Origin of the sequence: Burkholderia sp. SRS-25, from assembly GCF_004343765.1 — a bacterium.
In the GTDB taxonomy this organism is placed as follows: Bacteria; Pseudomonadota; Gammaproteobacteria; order Burkholderiales; family Burkholderiaceae; genus Burkholderia; species Burkholderia contaminans.
The window spans coordinates 91,037-112,400 of the sequence record NZ_PTXM01000002.1; the positions used below are offsets into that span (position 1 = coordinate 91,037).

The 21,364-nt window shown below is 69.0% G+C and carries 3 protein-coding genes; all 3 read left to right on the top strand.

Annotated elements, in window-relative coordinates:
- The first annotated feature begins 177 nt into the window (after positions 1-177).
- From C5O79_RS01415 to C5O79_RS01425, 3 genes are read left to right on the top strand one after another with little or no spacing between them, the layout of a single operon-like run.
- Positions 178-4,605, top strand: a complete 4,428-nt coding sequence (locus C5O79_RS01415) for a beta-ketoacyl synthase N-terminal-like domain-containing protein (protein WP_122478235.1) — start codon at positions 178-180, stop codon at positions 4,603-4,605.
- The gene (locus C5O79_RS01420; protein WP_131931063.1) at positions 4,602-7,925 is read left to right on the top strand and encodes a bifunctional LLM class flavin-dependent oxidoreductase/SDR family oxidoreductase; all 3,324 of its coding nucleotides are present in this window, start codon (positions 4,602-4,604) and stop codon (positions 7,923-7,925) included. The genes C5O79_RS01415 and C5O79_RS01420 overlap by 4 nt, the downstream gene beginning before the upstream one ends.
- Positions 7,922-21,355: a non-ribosomal peptide synthetase/type I polyketide synthase gene (locus C5O79_RS01425; protein WP_131931064.1), complete on the top strand. Its 13,434-nt coding sequence runs from the start codon at positions 7,922-7,924 to the stop codon at positions 21,353-21,355. Before C5O79_RS01420 ends, C5O79_RS01425 begins: the two co-directional genes overlap by 4 nt.
- Positions 21,356-21,364: the final 9 nt, after the last annotated feature.

A 21,364-nucleotide genomic window follows, 5' to 3' on the forward strand; every position in this document is an offset into this window, starting at 1 on the left:
ACATCAATGACAAGCCGTATTGATCCAGTGCGCGAAACGCCGTGTCCTTGGATTACGGGGCAGACGCCGGATTAGAGCAATGCTCTAATTTCAATACCGTCCGATGAAGCACGCTTGGCGGGATCGCCACAACCGGTCCTGAGATATTCAACGTTTAGAAGACAACGAAGGTTGAGCATGCTTCCCGATACAAAATTCAGGACTGTTACAGAAATTTTGTTGTTTCGCGGCAAAGTCGAACCGGAGAAGACCGCATTCATATTTCTCGAGAACGGCGAAGCGGAGCTGACCCGCCTCACGTTCGGCGACCTGGACAAGCGGGCTCGCGGCATCGCCGCCAGGCTGCAAGCCATCGCTCAACCGGGCGATCGCGTCCTTCTGGTTTATCCGCCCGGGCTGGAATTCATCTGCTCATGGGTGGGATGCCTGTACGCCGGCCTGATCGGCGTGCCCGCCTATCCACCGCGCAGGCATCGCCCCGCCGATCGTCTCAAGGCCATCGTCGCCGACGCCACGCCGGTCGTCGCGCTGACGGACGCCGCGACGCTCGACGGCATCGCGCATCACGCGGACGGTTATTCCGACACGCTGGAGCTGAAGATCCTGGCGACGGACCAGCGCTTCGACGCCCCGGCCGAACAATGGCGCGCACCGGACATCACGCCGCAGACGCTGGCGCTTCTGCAATACACGTCAGGCTCCACCGGTACGCCCAAAGGCGTGATGATCAGCCACGCGAACATCCTGAGCAACATGGCGGTCATCGCCGAGGCGAGCGATGCCGATGCGTCGACGGTGTTCGTCAGCTGGCTCCCGGTGTTTCACGACATGGGTTTCTTCGGGAAGGTGTTGCTGCCGATCTATCTCGGCGTGCTGTCGGTGCTGATGGCGCCCGCGGCATTCGTGCAGAAACCCGTGCGCTGGCTGCAGGCCATCACGAAGTATCGCGGCACGCATTGTGCCGCGCCGGATTTCGCGTATGACCTGTGTGCCCGCAAAATCGCCGATGAAGCGCGCGCGCAGCTGGACCTGAGCAGCTGGCGGGTTGCATTCAACGGCGCGGAACCGGTGCGCGCGGAGTCGGTGGCGCGTTTTTCGCGCGCATTCGCCGCGTGCGGCTTCCACGCGCACACCATGCGCCCCGTCTACGGGATGGCCGAGGCGACCTTGTTCATCTCCGGCCAGCCGGCACGCTCGCTGCCGCGCGTGGCGGACTACGATGCCGACGCGCTGGCACAAGGCGTGGCGACGAGAAACGACTCCGGCAAGCGCCACGCGCTGGTCTCATGCGGCCGGACCTGGGCTGAGCACCGCGTGCGGATCGTGAATCCGGATACCGGTGAGCGCTGCGCGCCCGGCCGGATCGGCGAAATCTGGCTGACCGGCCCGAGCGTCGGCGTCGGCTACTGGAACCGTATCGACGAAACGGAGCGCACCTTCCGCGCGAAGCTGGACGGCGATGACGCGCGTTACCTGCGCACGGGCGATCTCGGCTTCGTCGATGGCGAGGATCTCTTCGTTACCGGCCGCTTGAAAGACCTCATCATCGTCGCCGGCCGCAATCACTACCCGCAGGATCTCGAGCAATCCGCGGAGGGCAGCCACCCCGCGCTGGCGCCGAACGCATCGGCGTCTTTCTCGATCCACGTCGATAACGTGGAGCGGGTCGTCGTCGCCTGTGAAGTGCGCCGCGAAGCGCTCAACACGCTGGATGCGGAAGCCGTCGCCGCTGAAATCCGGCGCACGCTCGCCGAAGTGCACGACGTCGATCTGTATGCGGCGGTCCTGTTGAAACCCGCCACGATCCTGCGCACGTCCAGCGGAAAAATCCAGCGGAGCCGGATCAGGCAGGCATTCCTCGATGAACAGGGGCTCGCGATTGCGGGCGAATGGCGGCGTGCGTTCTCCGCGCCGCCAGTGCCCCCGCAGACGGCCGAGCCACGTGACACGCAAGCGCTCGTGCAATGGTGCATCGAGCGTGTCTCGCGTCTGTCGGGAATCGCTTCCGGCAAGATCGACCCCGACGCGCCGTTCAGCGTCCACGGGCTCGATTCGAAGGACGCCATCATGCTCTCGGGCGAGTTGCAGGACTGGCTCGGGCGGCCGGTTTCCCCGACCGTCGTCTACGATTTTCCGAGTATTTCCCTGCTGGCGCACCATTTGAGCGGCACCGGGAGTGCCATGCCGGACCAGGCGCCGGGCTCGGCCGAAGCACGCGCGGATATCGCGATCGTCGGGATGGGATGCCGCTTCCCCGGCGCCGGCAATCCCGACGCATTCTGGCAGCTTCTCCTGGAGGGCCGGGACGCGGTCGGTGCGGCGACGCAGCGCGCGGCCGACCTTCCGCCCGCCGGACTGCTGGACCAGGTCGATCAATTCGATGCGGCTTTCTTCGGCATCAGCGCCCGCGAAGCCGAATCGATGGATCCGCAACAGCGCCTGCTGCTGGAGGTGGCCTGGGAGACGCTCGAGCATGCGGGGATCGCACCCCGCAGCCTCGCCGGCGGACGCACCGCGGTCATCGTCGGCATCAGCAATTCGGACTACATCCGTCTGGCGCAGGACGAAGTCGCGGACGTCGGCCCTTATGTCGCGACGGGCAATGCGCTCAGCGTCGCCGCCAACCGCATTTCCTACGCGCTCGATTTGCGCGGCCCGAGCTGGGCGGTCGACACCGCGTGTTCGTCCTCGCTCGTCGCGGTTCACCAGGCGTGCCGCGCGCTGCAGCGCGGCGAGTCCGATGCGGCGCTGGCCGGCGGGGTCAACCTGATTCTGGCGCCGCAATTGAGCGCGTCCTTCACGCAAGCGGGCATGCTGTCGCCGGACGGCCGATGCAAGGCGTTCGACGCGGCAGCGAACGGTTATGTGCGCGGCGAAGGCGTGGGCATGGTGCTGCTCAAGCGGCTCGACGATGCGCTCGAGAACGGCGACACCGTGTTCGCCGTGATCCGCGGCTCCGCGGTGAATCAGGATGGGCGCAGCAACGGCCTGACCGCGCCGAATGGCCCGGCCCAGCAGGCCGTGATTCACGGCGCGCTGCGCGATGCCGGCGTACGCGCGCAGGACATCGGCTTCGTCGAGGCGCACGGGACGGGCACGCCGCTCGGCGACCCGATCGAGTTGAACTCGCTGGCGGCCGTGCTGAACGAATCCCGCCGCCCGGACGATCTCTGCTGGATCGGGTCGGTCAAGACCAACATCGGCCACCTGGAATCGGCCGCGGGCATCGCCAGCCTGATCAAGACCGCCCTTGCACTACACCATCGCGCGATTCCGCCGAACCTCCATTTCCGGTCGATCAATCCGCAAATCGCGCTCGACGGCACGCCCTTCCGAATTCCTCGGCAGGTCACGCCCTGGCATTCGGAACACGGGCCGCGCCTGGCAGGGGTGAGCTCGTTCGGCTTCGGCGGCACCAATGCGCACCTGATCCTGTCAGAAGCACCCGGGCTCCCGGAGATCGAAGCCGAACCGGTTGCACCCGCGGCGCGCCTCGTGACGCTCTCCGCGCGCACGCCGGAAGCGTTGCAAGCGCTCGCTGCGTCCTATGCGGCCTATCTCGACGCCCATCCCGAGGCCGGTGTGCGGGATGTCGCGTTCACGGCCAATACCGGGCGCACCCACTTCACGCAGCGCGCGGCCATCGTCGCACCGAGTCGCGATTCGTTGCGTGCGCAACTTGATTCCGTTTCGTCCGGGGAGCTTGCCGAAACACCGCCCGCGGTGACGTTCCACTTTTGCGCCGACGACGACACCAGCGCCGACGCGGTTCGGCAATTGCGCGCGGCCAGCCCCGCTTTCGACGCGCTGATGCAGCGGCAGTCCGACGCATCCGGCGCGCCCGCGCTCGCCCCCGACGAAGCCGGGTTCACGAGATTCCAGCGCGCGCTCGCGCAACTGTGGATGTCCTTCGGCATCGCACCGGATGCGGTCAGCAGCACCGGCGACGGGCAGCGCGCCGCAGCCGCGTGGGCCGGCGTGCCGCAGGCGCCGGACAGCGGTGCGGCAGGACACCCCGGCATCGTGATCGACATCGGCGCGCACACGGCCGCGTGGGACGCGATCCTGCATACGCTCGCCGCGCTCTACGTACACGGCGCGTCCATCGACTGGGATGCCGTGGAGCAAGGTGCACCGCACCGCCGGCTCGCCCTGCCGACCTACCCGTTCGAGCGGCGCGGCTTCTGGATCAGGCCACATGCGCGTCGGCATCCGTTGCTCGGGCGCCTCATGGAGCAGCACGCGCATGCGCCGGCCACGTGGATCTGGCAATCGCGTCTCGATGCGCCGGCAACCAACTTTCTCGACGGTCATCGCGTCAAGGGGTCGCCCGTCCTGCCCTATTCCGCCTTCGTGGAAATGGCACTGTCGGCAACGTCGGAAATCGGCGCAGCCGGCCATACGACGTTGAAGGACCTCGCACTGCATGCGCCGTTGCCGCTGCATCCGCACGAATCGCGCACCGTGCAGACCGTGCTGAGCCGCCGGTCCTGGGGACCGTTTTCGTTTGCCGTCTATCACCGGATCGACGACACCCGCGCCGCCGCGACGTGGCAGATGTGCGCGAGTGCCGAAATTCACGAATCGGATCGGAGCCACGCATGAAATTCGGACTGATGTTCTTCGCCAGCAGTGAAGAGGCGCTGTCCGGCAACAAGTACCAGCTCGTGATGGAGAGCGCGCGTTTCGCCGATGCGAACGGGTTCTCCAGCGTCTGGGTGCCGGAGCGCCATTTCACCGAATTCGGCTCGCTTTACCCGAATCCCGCCGTCCTGCACGCCGCGCTCGCCGCGGCCACCCAGCGCGTGAAGCTGGTCGCGGGCAGCGTGGTCGCGGCGCTGCACAACCCGATCCGGATCGCGGAAGAATGGTCGATGGTGGACAACCTGTCGAACGGCCGCGTGGGCGTGTCGTTCGCCTCCGGATGGAATCCTGACGACTTCGTGTTTGCCCCGGACAAATATGCGACCCGGCAGGACGACATGCTGACCACGATGCGCGCCGTCCAGCATCTGTGGCGCGGCGGCACGCTGGATGCGACGAACGGTGTCGGCAAGCCGGTGCGGCTGCGCGTCTATCCGACGCCGGTGCAGCCGGAGCTGCCCGTCTGGGTGACCGCCGCGAGCAATCCGCAGACATTCGTGCGTGCCGGCGAAGCCGGCGCCAACCTGCTGACCCACGTGCTCGACCAGGATCGGGACCAGCTCGCGCACAAGATCGCGCTCTACCGCGAGGCGCGTGCGAAGCATGGCTTCGATCCGGCGGCCGGCACCGTTTCCGTGATGCTGCATACGTTCGTCGGCGACGATGCGGCGCAGGCGCGCGAACAGGCGCGTGTGCCGTTCTGCAACTACATCCGCAGCAATATCGGGCTATTGAACGGGCTGGCGCAGAGTCGCGGCCAGTCGGTCGACGTGCGCGCGATGGGCGCACGCGAGCTGGACGAGTTCGTCGAGTTTCTCTATGAACGCTTCGCGCAATCGCGCGGGCTCATCGGCACGCCGGAAACCTGCGTCGAACTGGTGCGGGATCTCGAGTCGATCGGCGTGGATGAAGTGGCCTGCCTGCTCGATTTCGGTCCGCCGGTCGAGCGGATCCTCGGCAATCTTCCGCAGCTGCGCCGGCTCCGGGAGATGTGCGCCCCCAGGCGATCCGCCGCGCCGACGCGATTCGATGCCGCCGAGGTGCAGGCCCGCTGCACCGAAACGACGTCGGGCGCGGACTTCAACGGCGAAATTCGGCAGCACGGCGTGCAGATCGACGGCGTGTTCGACGCGATCCGGCAGATCTGGCGCACGACCGGCGAGGCGCTGGGGAAAATCAGCCTGCCGGCCGATGCGCTGGCGTCGTCGCCGTACCAGGTCCACCCCGCCTTTCTCGACGCATGCAGCCGCGTGCTCGCCGCCGCCATCGATCCGGACGCGCTGGAGTCGGGCGACCTGTACCTGCCCAGCTCGATCGGCGCGGTACGGGTCCATCAGCCGCCGGCGTCGACCGAGGCATGGAGTCACGCCACGCTGCGCACGCCGATCGGACAGGGCGCGCTGGAGGGCGACATCCGCGTCCATGACCTTGCGGGCCGACTGCTGATCGAGATCGATGCACTGCGGTTGCAACAGGTGCGCGCGGCGCGCGCCGTCGAGCGGCACGACTTCGCCGCGCTGCTTTATCAACGCGTCTGGAGACCGTCGAACGTCGACGCGGCAACCGGCGGTTCGGCGCACGGCGAGTGGCTGATTCTCGCGGACCGCGGCGGCGTGGGCGCACAGCTGTCAGCTCTGCTGGAAGCCCACGGCGATACGTGCACGCTGCGCTTCGCCGACGCGACGCCGGAACTGCCCGCGGCCGACCGCCCGCTGAAGGGCGTCATCCACCTGTGGAGTCTCGATCTCGCGCCCGCCGACATCGCGGCGAGACGGCGTGCCAGCGCGAGCGTGCTGCACCTGGTCAGGGCGCTTGCGTCACGCGCGCCGTCGGCCCGGCAGGCTCGCCTGTGGCTGGTGACGTCGGGTGCGATGAATGTTCTGGATGGCGAATCGATCGCGGTGGCACAGGCGCCGCTGTGGGGATTGGGCCGCGCGATCGCGGTGGAGCATGCGGCGCTGTGGGGCGGGCTCGTCGACCTCGATCCCGCGCAGCCGTCGGCAGCGGACATCATGCAAGCGGTACAGGCTGGCGGCCGTGAAGACATGATCGCGTTTCGCCGCGACCAGCGCTACGTCGCGCGCATCGCCCGCGACAATCGCGAATACGTCAGCCACCGGCCGATCCGGTTCCACGGTGACGCGACCTATCTTGTGACCGGCGGGCTCGGCGGGCTCGGCCTGCGGCTCGCGTCCTGGCTTGCCGACAACGGTGCCGGGAAAATCGTGCTGCTGGGGCGCGGCGAACCTTCCGCCGCAGCCGGGAAAATCCTGCGCACGCTCGACGCGCGGTTCATTCGCGCCGACTTGTCGCGTCGCGAGGACGTCGAGCAGGCGCTCGGTGAAATCGCGCATTCGATGCCGCCGCTCAAAGGGATCTTTCACCTCGCCGGCGCACTCGACGATGCGCTGCTGACACGCCAGGACGACGACTTCTTCCATCGCGCCGGCAGCGGCAAGGCCGACGGCGCCTGGTATCTGCACGAGCTGACGGCCGGCTTGCCGCTGGACCATTTCGTCCTGTTCTCGTCGATGGCCGCGCTGATCACCATGCCGGGCCAGGGCAACTACGCGGCGGCGAACAGCTTCCTCGACGCGCTCGCCCAGCATCGACGCGCGCAGGGGAAATCGGGGCTCAGCGTCAATTGGGGGCCGTGGGCGGAGATCGGCCACGCCGCCACCGACTACGGACGGCGCGCGCACGAACAACTCGGCGCGCTCGGCGTCGGCACGCTGCCGCCCGAACTGGCCATCGCGACGCTGGAACGGCTGATGGCGTCCGGCGTCGCCCAATCCGGAGTCGCGCGGATCGACTGGCCGACCCTGTTCCGGGTCGATGCGCCGGCCGCCGGGTCCGCGCTGTTTTCCGAGCTCGCGCAACCGGCCGCGCAGCCGGCGCAGCAGGAGACGGCGTTGCTGCGCCAGCTGCATGCGTGCGCGCCGCGCGAACGGGTCGAGCGCATCACCGACACGCTCGCGGCGATGCTCGCTGAAACCTTGCGCCTTTCCGGCCCCGACGCCATCGCGCCCGAGCAATCGCTGCTCGATCTCGGCCTGGATTCGCTGGTCGCGCTCGAACTGACGGACCGCCTCACCAAGGTATTCGGAAGACCGTTTCGCGCGACGTTGTTCTTTTCCTATCCGAACCTGCAGACGCTCGCCCAGTACGTGCTCAACGAACTGTCGCCGTCGCTCCCCGCGCCGGTCGTCGACGAAGCATCCGACGACCTCGACGAGGACGACCTTTCCGAACTGATCGCCCAGGAGATCGGCGCCCAATGAACGCCAAGGCCACGCATGCACTGAAAGCCGCGCTCGACGAACTGCGCCTGCGGCGCGCGGAAATCGCGGCGCTGCGTTCTGACCGCAACGAGCCGATCGCCGTCATCGGCATGGCTTGCCGCTTCCCCGGACGCAGCGATACGCCGGACGCGTTCTGGCAATTGCTCGACGGCGCGCACGATGCCGTTACCGAAGTGCCCGGCGAACGCTGGGACATCGATCGCTACTACGACCCCGATCCGTCCACGCCCGGCAAGATGGCGACCCGCCACGGCGCCTTTCTCGAACGCGTGGATCAATTCGACGCGGCGTTCTTCGGGATCGCGCCGCGCGAAGCGACCTACCTCGATCCGCAACAACGGCTCCTGCTCGAAGTGGCGTGGGAGGCGCTCGAGAACGCCCATCTCGCGCCCGAACGCTTCCGGCAGTCCGCCACGGGCGTGTACGTCGGCATCACCTGCTTCGACCACGCGATCCAGGTGTCCAATGCGTCGATGCCGTCGAGCAGCTATGCCGGCACGGGCAGCGCGCTGAACATGGCCGCGGGCCGGCTGTCGTTCGTGCTGGGCCTCACCGGCCCGAGCATGGCGATCGACACCGCCTGCTCGTCGTCGCTGGTGTGCCTGCACCTCGCCTGCGAAAGCCTGCGCTCGCGCGAAAGCAACATGGCGCTCGCGGGCGGCGTCAACCTGATGCTGTCGCCCGAGGTCATGGTCAGCTTCTCGCAGGCGCGCATGCTGTCACCGGACGGACGCTGCAAGACCTTCGACGCGGCGGCGGACGGCTATGTGCGCGGCGAAGGGTGCGGCATGGTGGTGCTCAAGCGCCTCGCCGACGCGCTCGCCGACGGCGACCGGGTGCTCGGCATCGTGCGCGGCACGGCGGTCGACCAGGGCGGCGCGGGCGGCGGGCTGACCGTGCCGAGCCGCGATTCGCAGGAACGGGTGATCCGCCGCGCACTGAACCAGGCCGGCCTCGCGCCCGGCGACGTGTCCTACGTCGAGGCGCACGGCACCGGGACGTCCCTCGGCGACCCGATCGAGGTCGAAGCGCTGGCCGGCGTCTACGGCCCCGGGCGCGCGGCGAACGAGCCGCTCGTGATCGGTTCGGTCAAGACCAATATCGGGCATCTGGAGTCGGCCTCCGGCATCGCCGGCCTGATCAAGGTGCTGCTGTCGTTCGAGCACGACCGGATTCCGGCGCACCTGCATTTCACGCAACCCAATCCGCATACGCCGTGGCAGGACATCCCGATCCGCGTCGCGGCCGATCCGGTCGCGTGGCGGCGCGGGGAGCGCAGGCGCATCGCCGGGGTGAGCGCGTTCGGATTCAGCGGCACCAATGCCCACGCCATCGTCGAGGAACCGCCCGTCGCGCCGGCACACGCCGCGCAGCGCGCGCTGCTGCTGCTGTCGGCAAGGTCCGAGGCGGCGCTGGCGGCGCTCGTGCCACGCTACGAGCGCGCGATCGCCGGCGCGACGCCGCAGGAGCTGGCCGCGATCTGCCGCGCCGCCGCTACCGGGCGGAGTCACTATTCGTTTCGCGCGGCCTATGTATCGGGCGTGAGGGTAGCGTCGGCGGCAGCGGCGCGCACGGGCAAGGCGTTGCGCATGGGCTTCCGGTTCGGCGTGCCGGACACCGGCGTCGCGCATGCGCTCCACGCGTCGGAACCGCTGTTCCGCGACGCGTTCGCGCGTTGCTCGGTGCCGCTGGACGCACTCGAGACCGACGCGGGCCGGTTCGCGATCCAGTTCGCGTGGGCGGAACTGTGGAAGGGATGGGGCATCCGCCCGGCCGTCGTGTCGGGCCATGGCATCGGCGAATATGTCGCGGCCTGCGTGGCCGGCGTCGTGAGCGTGGCCGACGCGCTGCGCCTCGTGGCCGCCCGTTCGGATACCGAAGCGTTGCGCGCCGTGCTTCGGGACATGCCGCTCGCACGGCCGTCGGTCCGCCTGATTTCGGGCTATCTCGGCACCGACGTGACCGACGTGACCGACGAGGTGACGCACCCGCAGTACTGGTTGCAACTGGCTGGCGCGTCGGATCAGGCCGACGCATCGCACCCGCCGGAGGGGCTCGCCGACGGCTGGCTGCCGCCGCCCTGCGCGGGCGATGCCCTGGAGCGCGCACTCGCGGCGCTGTACGTGCAGGGCGCGCAGTTCGACTGGCGTGCGCTGTTTCCGGCGCCCGCCCAGCCCGCCACGACCCTGCCGAACTACCCGTTCGAGCGTCAGCGCTTCAGCCTGGAGAAGATCCCGTCGCCGATCGTCGGCATGGATGCCGGCAGCATCGACGCAGCGTTGCGGCACCTCAAGTCGTCCGGCAAGTACCCGGAGGACATGCTGAACGCGTTTCCGGACCTGCTCAGGACTGCATTCGCCCCCGCCGAAACCGTCGCGTCGCACGCACACCCGCTCTATCACGTGGTGTGGGAGCAGCAAGCAGCGTTGCCGGCTGCACTGGTCGCCGCCGACGCGTCCCCGTGGCTGATCTTCGCGGATGCGAGCGGTGTCGGCGAGCGGCTTGCAGCGCTGCTGCGCGCGCGCGGCGCATCCTGCTCGCTGGTCCGCCCCGGCATCGACTATGTCACCGGCGCGGAAGCGGGCTGGCAGGTCGCGCCCGAGCGGCCGGACGATTTCGTCCGCTTGCTGAACGAAACCGCCGCTTCCGGCCAGCGCATCGTCTTTTTATGGGCGCTGGACGAAGCCGTCGGCGAAACGCGCATGTCCGCCGCCCTGCTGCATCTCGTGCACGCGCTGGTCGGCAGCGAGCGCGAGTGGACGCCTTCGACCCGGCCCAGGATCTCGGTGGTCACGCGCGACGCGGTGGAAGCCGGCGAAGCGCCGCACGTATCCGGGCTCGCCCAGGCTGCGCTGTCGGGCCTCGCACGCGGGGCAATGATCGAGCATCCGGAATGGTTCGGCACCGCGATCGATCTCGATCCGGCCGCGCCGGAGAACGAGACGCAGGCACTGCTTCAGGAGATGCTCGGCGAGAGCCGCGAGGAGCAGGTGGCGTTGCGGCACGGCGCGCGCCATGTCGCGCGCCTGAGCCCGCTCGCGCCAGCCGAAACGGCCGCGCTGCCGGTCGACCCGGACGCGGCCTACCTGATCACCGGCGGGTTCGGCGCGCTCGGGCTGCACACCGCCCGATGGCTGGCGGCGCGCGGTGCGGGCACGCTGATCCTGGTCGGCCGGCAAGGGGCCGCGAGCGACGAGAGCCAGCGGGCGATCGCCGAGCTGCGTGAGCGGAACGTCACGCTGCGCTGCGAGCGCCTCGATATCGCCGACCCCGCAGCGGTCGCCGCTTTCTTCGCCGCGCTGCGGCGCGACGGCGTGCCGCTGAAAGGCATCGTGCACGCGGCCGGCATCGTCGGCTACAAGCCGATCATGCAGGTCGAGCGCGAGGAACTGGACGCGGTCCTGCAACCGAAGGTCGCCGGCGCGTGGCTGCTCCATCAGCAGAGCGAGCACTTCCCGCTCGATTTCTTCCTCCTGTTTTCGTCGATCGCGTCCGCGTGGGGCTCGCGTGAGCAGGCGCACTACAGTGCCGCGAACCGTTTCCTCGACGCACTCGCGCATCATCGCCGCGGCCAGGGCCTGCCGGCGCTGAGCGTGAACTGGGGGCCCTGGGCGGAAGGCGGCATGACGTTCCCCGAGGCGGAAGCGCTGCTGCGGCGTGTCGGCATCCGGTCGCTGGCGGCGGATCGCGCGCTCGACGTGCTGAATCGTCTCCCCGCCGTGCCTCAGGTCGCGGTCGTCGATATCGACCTGGCGCTGTTCCAGGGTTCCTACGAGGCGCGCGGACCCAAGCCGTTCCTCGACCGCGTGCGGGTGGCCAAAAGCGCGCCGAGCGCGCCGGCAATGCCGGCGTTGAGCGACGCATCGCCGCGCGAGCGAAAGCGCCTGCTGGCGGACAGCATCGATCGCGCGGTGGCCCAGGTGCTGGGCTACGACGCGGGGACGCTGGATCGCGATCTCGGCTTCTTCGAGATGGGCATGGATTCGCTGATGGCGCTGGACGTGCGCACGCACCTCGAAAATGCGCTGGGCATCCCGCTGTCGGTCGCGCTGTTGTTCGATCATCCGACGGTCAACGCCCTCGCAGATTTCCTGGCGGAGCAGGCGTCCGGCACGGCGCCGGACGCGCACGTGGCGCCGGCGCAGGCGCAGTCCGTGCCGCCGCCGCAGCAGCAGCCGCGACCGGTCGCGCCGGCCATCGATGCCCGCGAGGCCGGCACGCCGGAGCCGATCGCGATCGTCGGCATGAGCTGCCGGTTTCCGGGCGCCGCGCACGATCTCGACGCCTACTGGAACCTGCTGAACGACGGCGTGGATGCGATCTCCGAAGTGCCGCGCGAGCGCTGGGATGTCGACGCGTACTACGATCCCGATCCGGAAGCGCCGGGGCGTATGTACAGCCGCTTCGGCGGTTTTCTCGACGACGTCGACCAGTTCGATCCGGCGTTCTTCCGCATCACGCCGCGCGAAGCGGCCGCGATGGACCCGCAGCAGCGCCTGTTGCTCGAAGTCAGCCACGAAGCGCTGGAACATGCCGGCATTCCGGTCGACAGTCTGAAGGGCAGCCGCACCGGCGTCTTCGTCGGCATCACCACCAACGATTACGCGAACCTGCAGCTTCGCAACGGCGGCGGCGGCGGCATCGACGGCTATTTCTTCACCGGCAACCCGCTGAACACGGCGGCCGGCCGCATCTCCTACGGACTCGGCGTGCAGGGGCCAAGCATGGCGATCGACACCGCCTGCTCGTCGTCGCTCACCGCGATCCATACCGCCAGCCAGAACCTGCGCAGCGGCGAGTGCGATCTCGCCATCGCGGGCGGCGTCAACCTGATCCTGTCGCCGGACAACTCCATCGCCGTCTCGCGCACGCGGGCGCTGGCGCCGGACGGCCGCTGCAAGACCTTCGACGCGGCGGCGGACGGCTTCGTACGCAGCGAAGGCTGCGGCGCGCTGGTGCTCAAGCGCCTGTCCGATGCGCTCGCCGCGGGCGATCGCGTGCTGGCCGTGCTGCGGGGTTCGGCGGTCAACCACGACGGCGCGTCGAGCGGCTTTACCGCGCCGAACGGTCGTGCGCAGGAAGCCGTGATCCGCCAGGCGCTGGGCGGGTTGCCCGCCGCGTCCATCGATTACGTGGAAGCGCACGGCACCGGCACCCCGCTGGGCGATCCCGTCGAGTTGCAGGCGCTGGCGACGGTGTTCGGCGCAGGCCGCGACGCGGGCCGGCGGCTGCGCGTCGGCTCGGTGAAAACCAACATCGGCCACACGGAGTCCGCCGCCGGCATCGCGGGCGTCATCAAGGTCGTGCTGTCGCTGAACCACGACCGCCTGCCCGCCCACCTGCATTTCCGCCAGCCGAGCCCGCTGGTGCAGTGGGACGCAATGCCCGTCGAGATCTGCGCCGAGGCGAGCGCGTGGCCGCGCGGCGAACGGCCACGGCGAGCCGGCGTCAGCGCGTTCGGCGCGAGCGGCACCAATGCCCACCTGGTGCTGGAAGAAGCGCCGGCGCCGGCGCGGCAGGCGACGCCGTCGAGACACAAGGTGCATCCGCTGGTGCTGTCGGCCAAGACCCCCGCGGCGTTGCGCGAGCTGGCCGGGCGCTATCAGCGGCGGCTCGAAGCCGAACCCGGTCTCGACATCGCGGCCGTGGCCTTTTCGGCGGCGACCGGCCGCTCGCATTTCGCACATCGGCTGGCATGGCCGGTGACGTCGCTCGACGACGCCATCGACAAGCTGCGCGCCTTCCACGCGAAGGAACCGGCCGGCGCGGCGCAGGCCGCCCCCCGCGTGAAGATGGCCTTCCTGTTCACCGGCCAGGGCTCGCAATACGCCGGCATGGGCCGCCGTCTGTACGACGCGTATCCGGTGTTCCGCGACGCCATCGACCGCTGCCGCGCGGTGGCCGATCCGCTGCTCGACAAGCCGTTGCTCGAGGTGCTGTCGGCCCAGGGCGAGGACATCCACCAGACCGGCTACAGCCAGCCGGCCCTGTTCTCGCTGCAGTACGCGCTCACCACGTTGCTGGCGTCGTTCGGCGTGGCGCCCGACGCCGTGATGGGCCACAGCGTCGGCGAGTACGCGGCTGCTTGCGCGGCCGGCGTCTTCTCGCCGGAAGACGGCCTGCGGCTGATCGCCGAACGCGGCCGGCTGATGCAGGCGTTGCCCCGCGACGGCGAGATGGCGGCCATTTTCGCCGACCTCGCCACGGTCGAGCGCGCGATCGAAGCGTGGCCGCACGAGGTCGCGGTGGCGGCCGTCAACGGCCCGGCGAGCATCGTGATTTCCGGCAAGCGCGAGCGCATCGCGATGCTGGTCGATGCGTTCGCCGCGCGGGACATCCGGTCCGTGCCGCTCACTACGTCGCACGCGTTTCACTCGCCGCTGCTCGAGCCGATGCTGGACAGCTTCCAGCTCGCGGCGAAAACCGTGCCCGTCGCACGCCCGGCGATCCCGTTCTATTCGAATCTCACGGGCGCCGCGATGGACGAGGCACCCACCGACACGTACTGGCGACGCCACTGCCGGGAGCCGGTGCAGTTCGCGAGCAGCGTCGAGCGCCTCGCCGAAGCCGGTTTCAACGTGCTGGTCGAAATCGGCCCCAAGCCGGTGCTCGTCAACCTGGCCCGCGCGTGCTGTGCGCCGGACGCCGGGATCCAGTTCCTTGCCCTGCAGCGGCCGCAAGTCGAGCAGCAAGCGCTGATCGAAACGCTGTCGAGCCTGTATGCCCGCGGCGTCGATGTCGACTGGGCCCCGACCGAAACACCCGCGCCCGCGCGCATCGCATTGCCGTCCTATCCCTTCCAACGCAGCCGTACCTGGTTCCAGAAAGCGGACACGTCCATGACTCAGACAAGCGCATCACCCATCGCCGCAGCACCGACGCACAATCGCAGCGGCGAGATTCTCGAATGGCTTCGCGGCAAGATCGGCGAATTGATCCAGGCCGATCCCGCCACCATCAACATCGAACTGCCCTTCCTCGAGATGGGCGCCGACTCGATCGTGCTGATCGAGGCCATCCGGCACATCGAGGCGGAGTACGGCGTGAAGCTGGCCATGCGCCGCTTCTTCGAAGACCTGGCGACGGTGCAGGCGCTCGCCGAATATGTCGCGGACAACCTGCCGGCAGCCGCCGCGCCGTCCGGGGCCGAGGCCGTAGCCGTGGCCGTGGCCGTGGCCGCGGCCGAACCGTCCACGCCGTCCGCGGCGGGGCTCGCGCCGCTCGCCGCCGCTCCGGCGGAATGGGTGGCGGCCGAAGGCGGCTCGACGGTCGAGCGCGTGCTGCGGGAGCAGAATCAGCTGCTGTCGCACGTGATGAGCCAGCAGATGGAACTGCTGCGCACGTCGCTGACCGGCCAGCCCGGCGTCCGGCCGGCGACGGCCGCCGTGCAAGCCGTCGCGAGCACGGCGAGCGTCGCACCCCAGGCGGCGAGCGCGGCCCCGGCCGCCGCACCCGCGGCGAAGCCCGCGCCTGCGGCTGCCGCGGCACCCGCGGCCGACAACCCGCCACCCAAGCCGATGATGCCGTGGGGCAGCCCGGTCCAGCAGCGGGCGCGCGGGCTGTCCGCCGCGCAGCAGGAGCATCTCGAGGCGCTGATCGTGCGCTACACGACGCGCACCCGGAAATCGAAGGACTCGGTGCAGGCGTCGCGCCCGGTGCTGGCCGACAGCCGCGCCACGGTCGGCTTCCGCTTTTCGACCAAGGAGATGCTGTATCCGATCGTCGGCGATCGCGCGGCCGGTTCGCGGCTGTGGGACATCGACGGCAACGAGTACATCGATTTCACGATGGGCTTCGGCGTGCACCTGTTCGGCCACACGCCGGATTTCATCCAGCAGCAGGTCACGCGGGAATGGCAGCGCCCGCTCGAACTGGGCGCGCGCTCCAGCCTCGTCGGCGAAGTCGCCGCGCGCTTTGCCCGCGTGACCGGCCTCGATCGCGTGGCGTTCTCGAACACCGGCACCGAGGCCGTCATGACCGCGATGCGGCTCGCGCGCGCCGTGACCGGGCGCGACAAGATCGTGATGTTCACGCATTCGTATCACGGCCATGCCGACGGCACGCTCGCCGCGGCGAACGCGGAAGGCGTGACGGAAACCATCGCCCCGGGCGTACCGTTCGGCTCGGTCGAGAACATGATCCTGCTCGACTACGGCAGCGACGCCGCGCTCGAGGCCATTCGCGGGATGGCGTCGACCCTCGCCGCCGTGATGGTGGAGCCGGTGCAGAGCCGCAACCCTTCCCTGCAGCCCGTCGCATTCCTCAAGGAGCTGCGTCGCATCACCGAAGAGGCCGGCGTCGCACTGATCTTCGACGAAATGATCACCGGTTTCCGCGTCCATCCGGGCGGCTCGCAAGCCATGTTCGGCATCAGGGCCGATCTCGCGACGTACGGCAAGATCATCGGCGGCGGCCTGCCGCTGGGCGTGATCGCCGGCACCAGCCGCTTCATGGATGCCATCGACGGCGGCATGTGGACCTACGGCGACCACTCGTTCCCCGCGGCGGACCGCACCGCGTTCGGCGGCACCTTCTGCCAGTATCCGCTCGCGATGGCGGCGGCGCTGGCCGTGCTCGAGAAGATCGAACAGGAAGGGCCGGCGCTGCAGGCCGCGCTCAACGAACGCACCGCGCAGATCGCCGGCACGCTGAATGCGTTCTTCGCGGAGGCCGAGGCGCCGATCAAGGTCACGTGGTTCGGCTCGATGTTCCGCTTCGAATTCACCGAGAACCTCGACCTGTTCTTCTATCACATGCTCGAAAAGGGCATCTACATCTGGGAATGGCGCACCTGCTTCCTGTCCACCGCGCATACCGATGCCGATATCGACCGCTTCATCCGGGCGGTGAAGGACAGCGTCGCCGACCTGCGCCGGGGCGGCTTCATCCGGCCGCACTCGAAACACGGCACGGTGGCCGCGCTGAGCGAAGCGCAACGCCAGCTGTGGGTGTTGTCGGAAATCGATCCCGAAGGATCGCTCGCCTACAACGTCAACACCACGCTCGAACTGAACGGCCGGCTCGACGAAGCCGCGATGCGCGCGGCCGTCCAGGGCCTGGTCGATCGGCACGAGGCACTGCGCACCACGGTGATGGCGGACGGGTCGGGCCAGATCGTGCACCCATCGCTGACACTCGAGATTCCGCTGATCGACACGGACCCGAACGCGTGGCGGGAGCAGGAAAGCCGCCAGCCGTTCGACCTGGTGAACGGGCCGCTCTTTCGGGCCGCGCTCGTGCGCCTGGGCAGCGAGCGTCACCTGCTGGTGATGACGGCCCATCACATCATCTGTGACGGCTCGACGTTCGGCGTGCTGCTCGAGGATCTGGCCCGCGCGTATGCCGGTGCGGCGCCGGCCGACGCGCCACTGCAGTTTCGCGCGTACCTGAAGCAGCTCGACGGCCAGCGCCACAGCCCGGAAACGAAGGCGAATCGCGAGTACTGGCTGGCTCAATGCGCGCGTCAGGCCGCACCGCTGAATCTTCCGGTGGACTACCCGCGGCCCGCGGTGAAGACGTTTCACGGCGAGCGCGTGTCCCTGCATCTGGACGCGGCGGCCGCCGCGACGCTGCGCACCGCGGCCCGTCAGAACGGCTGCACGCTCTACATGGTGCTGCTCGCCGGCTTCAATCTGTTCCTGCACCGCGTCGCCGGCCAGCAAGAGATCGTCATCGGCATTCCGGTGACCGGCCGCTCCGTGGCCGGCAGCGACCGCCTCGCCGGCTACTGCACGCATCTGCTGCCGCTGCACTCCACGCTGCCGGAGCAGGCCACCGTGGCCAGCTTCCTGGCCGGCACCCGGCAGAACCTGCTCGACGCGCTCGAGCACCAGGATTATCCGTTCGCCGAACTGGTCCGTGAAATCGGCGCACAGCGCGATCTCAACGCCGCGCCGCTGGTATCGGCGGTCTTCAACCTCGAACCCGTGTCGGCGCTGCCCGAACTGCCCGGCCTGACGGTCGGCCTCGTGGCGCCGCTGATCCGCCATACCGCGTTCGACCTGAACGTCAACGTGCTCGACGCGGGGCAAGCACTCCTGATCGATTGCGACTACAACACCGATCTGTTCGACGCGAGCACGGTGCAGCGTTTCCTCGACATCTACCGGACCCTGCTGACGCATCTCGCGGACGATGCGTCGGCCGCCGTTGCCCGTCTGCCGTTGTCGAGCGATGCGGAGCGGAACCTGCTGACCGTCGAGTGGAACCGCACCGACACGGATTTCGGCGAGGACGCCGCGCAACCGCTGCATCGCCTGTTCGAGCAGCAGGTCGAGCGCACGCCCGATGCCGTCGCGATCGTCTTCGATGACGCCGCGCTCACCTACGCCGAACTCAACCTGCGCGCCAACCGCCTCGCCCACCACCTCGTCGCGCTCGGCGTCGGCCCCGACTCGCTCGTCGGCGTCGCCATGGAGCGTTCGCTCGACATGAGCGTTGCCCTGCTCGCGATCCTCAAGGCTGGCGGCGCTTATGTTCCGGTCGATCCCGAGTACCCCGCCGAGCGCGTGCGCTTCATGATCGACCACGCGCAGTTGCGCTGGCTCCTCACCCAGCAGCACCTGCACGACGCGCTGCCCGACACCGACGCGCACGTGATCGTCGTCGATCGCGACTCGCTCGACCTCGACGCCGCGGCGACGTCCAACCCCGCGCCCGCGCTGAACGGCGACAACCTCGCCTACATGATCTACACGTCCGGCTCGACCGGCCGCCCCAAGGGCGCGCTCAACACCCACCGCGCGATCACCAACCGCATCCTCTGGATGCAGCACGCCTATGCGCTCGGCGCCGACGATGCCGTGCTGCAGAAGACCCCGTTCAGCTTCGACGTCTCGGTCTGGGAACTCTTCTGGCCGCTCGTCACCGGCGCGCGCCTCGTGTTCGCCCGCCCCGGCGGCCAGCGCGAGACCGACTACCTGGTCGAGCTCATCGAGCGCGAACGCATCACCACGATCCATTTCGTGCCGTCGATGCTGCGCGCGTTCCTCGATCATCCGGACCTCGACGCGCACTGCGCGTCGCTGCGCCGCGTCGTGTGCAGCGGCGAAGCCTTGCCCCACGACCTGCAGCAGCGTTGCCTCGAGCGCCTGGACGTCAAGCTCTACAACCTCTACGGCCCCACCGAGGCCGCCGTCGACGTGACCGCGTGGGAATGCCGGCGCGACGATCCGCACCGCATCGTGCCGATCGGCCGGCCCATCGCCAACACCCGCCTCTACATCGTCGACGCGCAGATGCAGCCCACGCCGATCGGCGTGGCCGGCGAATTGCTGATCGGCGGCACGCCGGTCGGACGCGGCTACCACGGCGAACCCGAACTGAGCGCCGAAAAGTTCATCGCCGATCCGTTCTCCGCCGACCCGCTCGCGCGCCTCTACCGCACCGGCGACCTCGCGCGCTACCGGCCCGACGGCAATGTCGAGTTCCTCGGCCGCATCGATCACCAGATCAAGCTGCGCGGCCTGCGCATCGAGCCCGGTGAAATCGAGGCGGCGCTGACGTCGCACCCGCTGGTCGATGCCGCCGTCGTCGCGCTGCGCGGCGTGGACGACGGCGCGAGACTGGTCGGATGGCTGTGCTCGTCGCACCCCGAAGCCGAACTGGTCGAAGCGGTGCGCGGCCACCTGCGGCAGCGGCTGCCGGATTACATGGTGCCCTCCGCGTTCGTCGTCGTGAGCGCGTTCGAGCATCTGCCCAACGGCAAGCTCGATCGCACCAGGCTGCCCGAACCCGGCGACGGCCTGGACCACGTTGCGCCCGTCAACGCGCTCGAAGCGCAGTTGGCGGCAATCTGGCAGGAAGTGCTCGGCCAGGCGCGGATCAGCACGACCGCCAATTTCTTCGAGCTGGGCGGCAATTCGCTGCTGGCGACGAAGGTGGTCGCGCGCATCCGGCGCGACCTGCATGCGAAGCTGGAAATCCGCAGCCTGTTCGCACTCCCCACCATCTCGAGCCTCGCGAAGCGCATCGCCGATACGCAGCCGATCGATTACGCGCCGGTGACGCCGCTGCCGGCGCAGGCAAGCTACGCGCTCTCTCCCGCACAGACGCGGCTGTGGGTCCAGGATCGTCTCCATGCGGCGCAAGCCGAGGGGCCGCTGCCCACGTCGCTGCTGTTCGAGGGCGTGCTGGACGTGGACGCGCTCGTGCGGGCGTTCCGCGCGTTGAGCGAGCGTCACGAGATCCTGCGCACGCGTTTCGTGCTGGAAGGCAACCAGCCGGTCCAGCACGTGCTGCCGCCGGGCGAAGCCGCGTTCCCGGTCGAGATCGTGGATCTGCAGGATGCCGAGGACCGCGATGCCCAGGCGGCGGCGATCCAGGCGAGCGAACGGCTCGTGCCGATGGATCTCGCGACCGGCCCGCTGTTCCGCGTCAAGCTGCTGAGGCTCTCCGAAGTCCGTCACGTCTGCATCTGCACGATGCATCACATCGTGAGCGACGGCTGGTCCACGGAGGTACTGCTCGACGACCTGTCCGCGCTCTATGACGCATTCGTCCAGCGTCGCGACGATCCGCTGCCCGCCCTCCCGATCCAGTACAAGGATTACGCCGGCTGGCTGAACCGCCTGCTCGCCGGGCCGGACGGCGCGCGCATGAAGGACTACTGGCTGACCAAACTGGGCGGCGGCCTGCGCGCACTGGAACTGCCGGGCGACGTCGAGCAGCCGGCCGCGCCGAGCTGGAAATCCTGGCGATTCGACCTGCCCGCCGCCGAGACGGCCGCGCTGGAATCGCTCGGCAAGCGCCACGGCGCGACCTTGTTCATCGCGCTGCTGTCCGCCATCAAGGCGCTGTTCTACCGCCGCTCCGGCCAGGAGGACATCGTCGTCGGCACGCCGGTCGCGGGCCGCGAACTGCCCGAACTCGAGTCGCAGGTCGGCCCCTACCTGAACGTGCTGGCGCTGCGCGATCGTGTCGCGGGCGACGACCGGTTCGACACGCTGCTGACCCGGGTGCGGGACACCACGCTCGAAGCGTTCTCGCACCCGCTGTACCCGCTGGATCGCCTGCTCGACGAGCTGCACATCAAACGCGTGGCGGGACGCAATCCGCTCTTCGACATCGGCCTGACGCTGCAGAACCAGCGACACGGCCCCGTCGATCGCTACGCGGGACAAGTGCATATCGCCGAGCTGCCGGACCACGACCCGCAGCGCGCGGACACGGAAGCCGCAACCGACTTCTGGTTCCTGGCCGAGCCGCACGCCGAGGGTCTCGCGATCCGCGTCGTCTATCACGCGGGGCGGTTCAGCGAAGCCCTGGTGCAAGGCCTCGCCAACGAGCTGACGTCCGTCATCGGCGAGGTGCTCGCCAATCCGGGCGTTCGCATCCGGAACCTGACCCTGGGACAACGCGCGCTGCACGCCGAAGCCCGCCAGCCCACCGTCGAACTCAGCGCATTCTAAGGAGCCTTC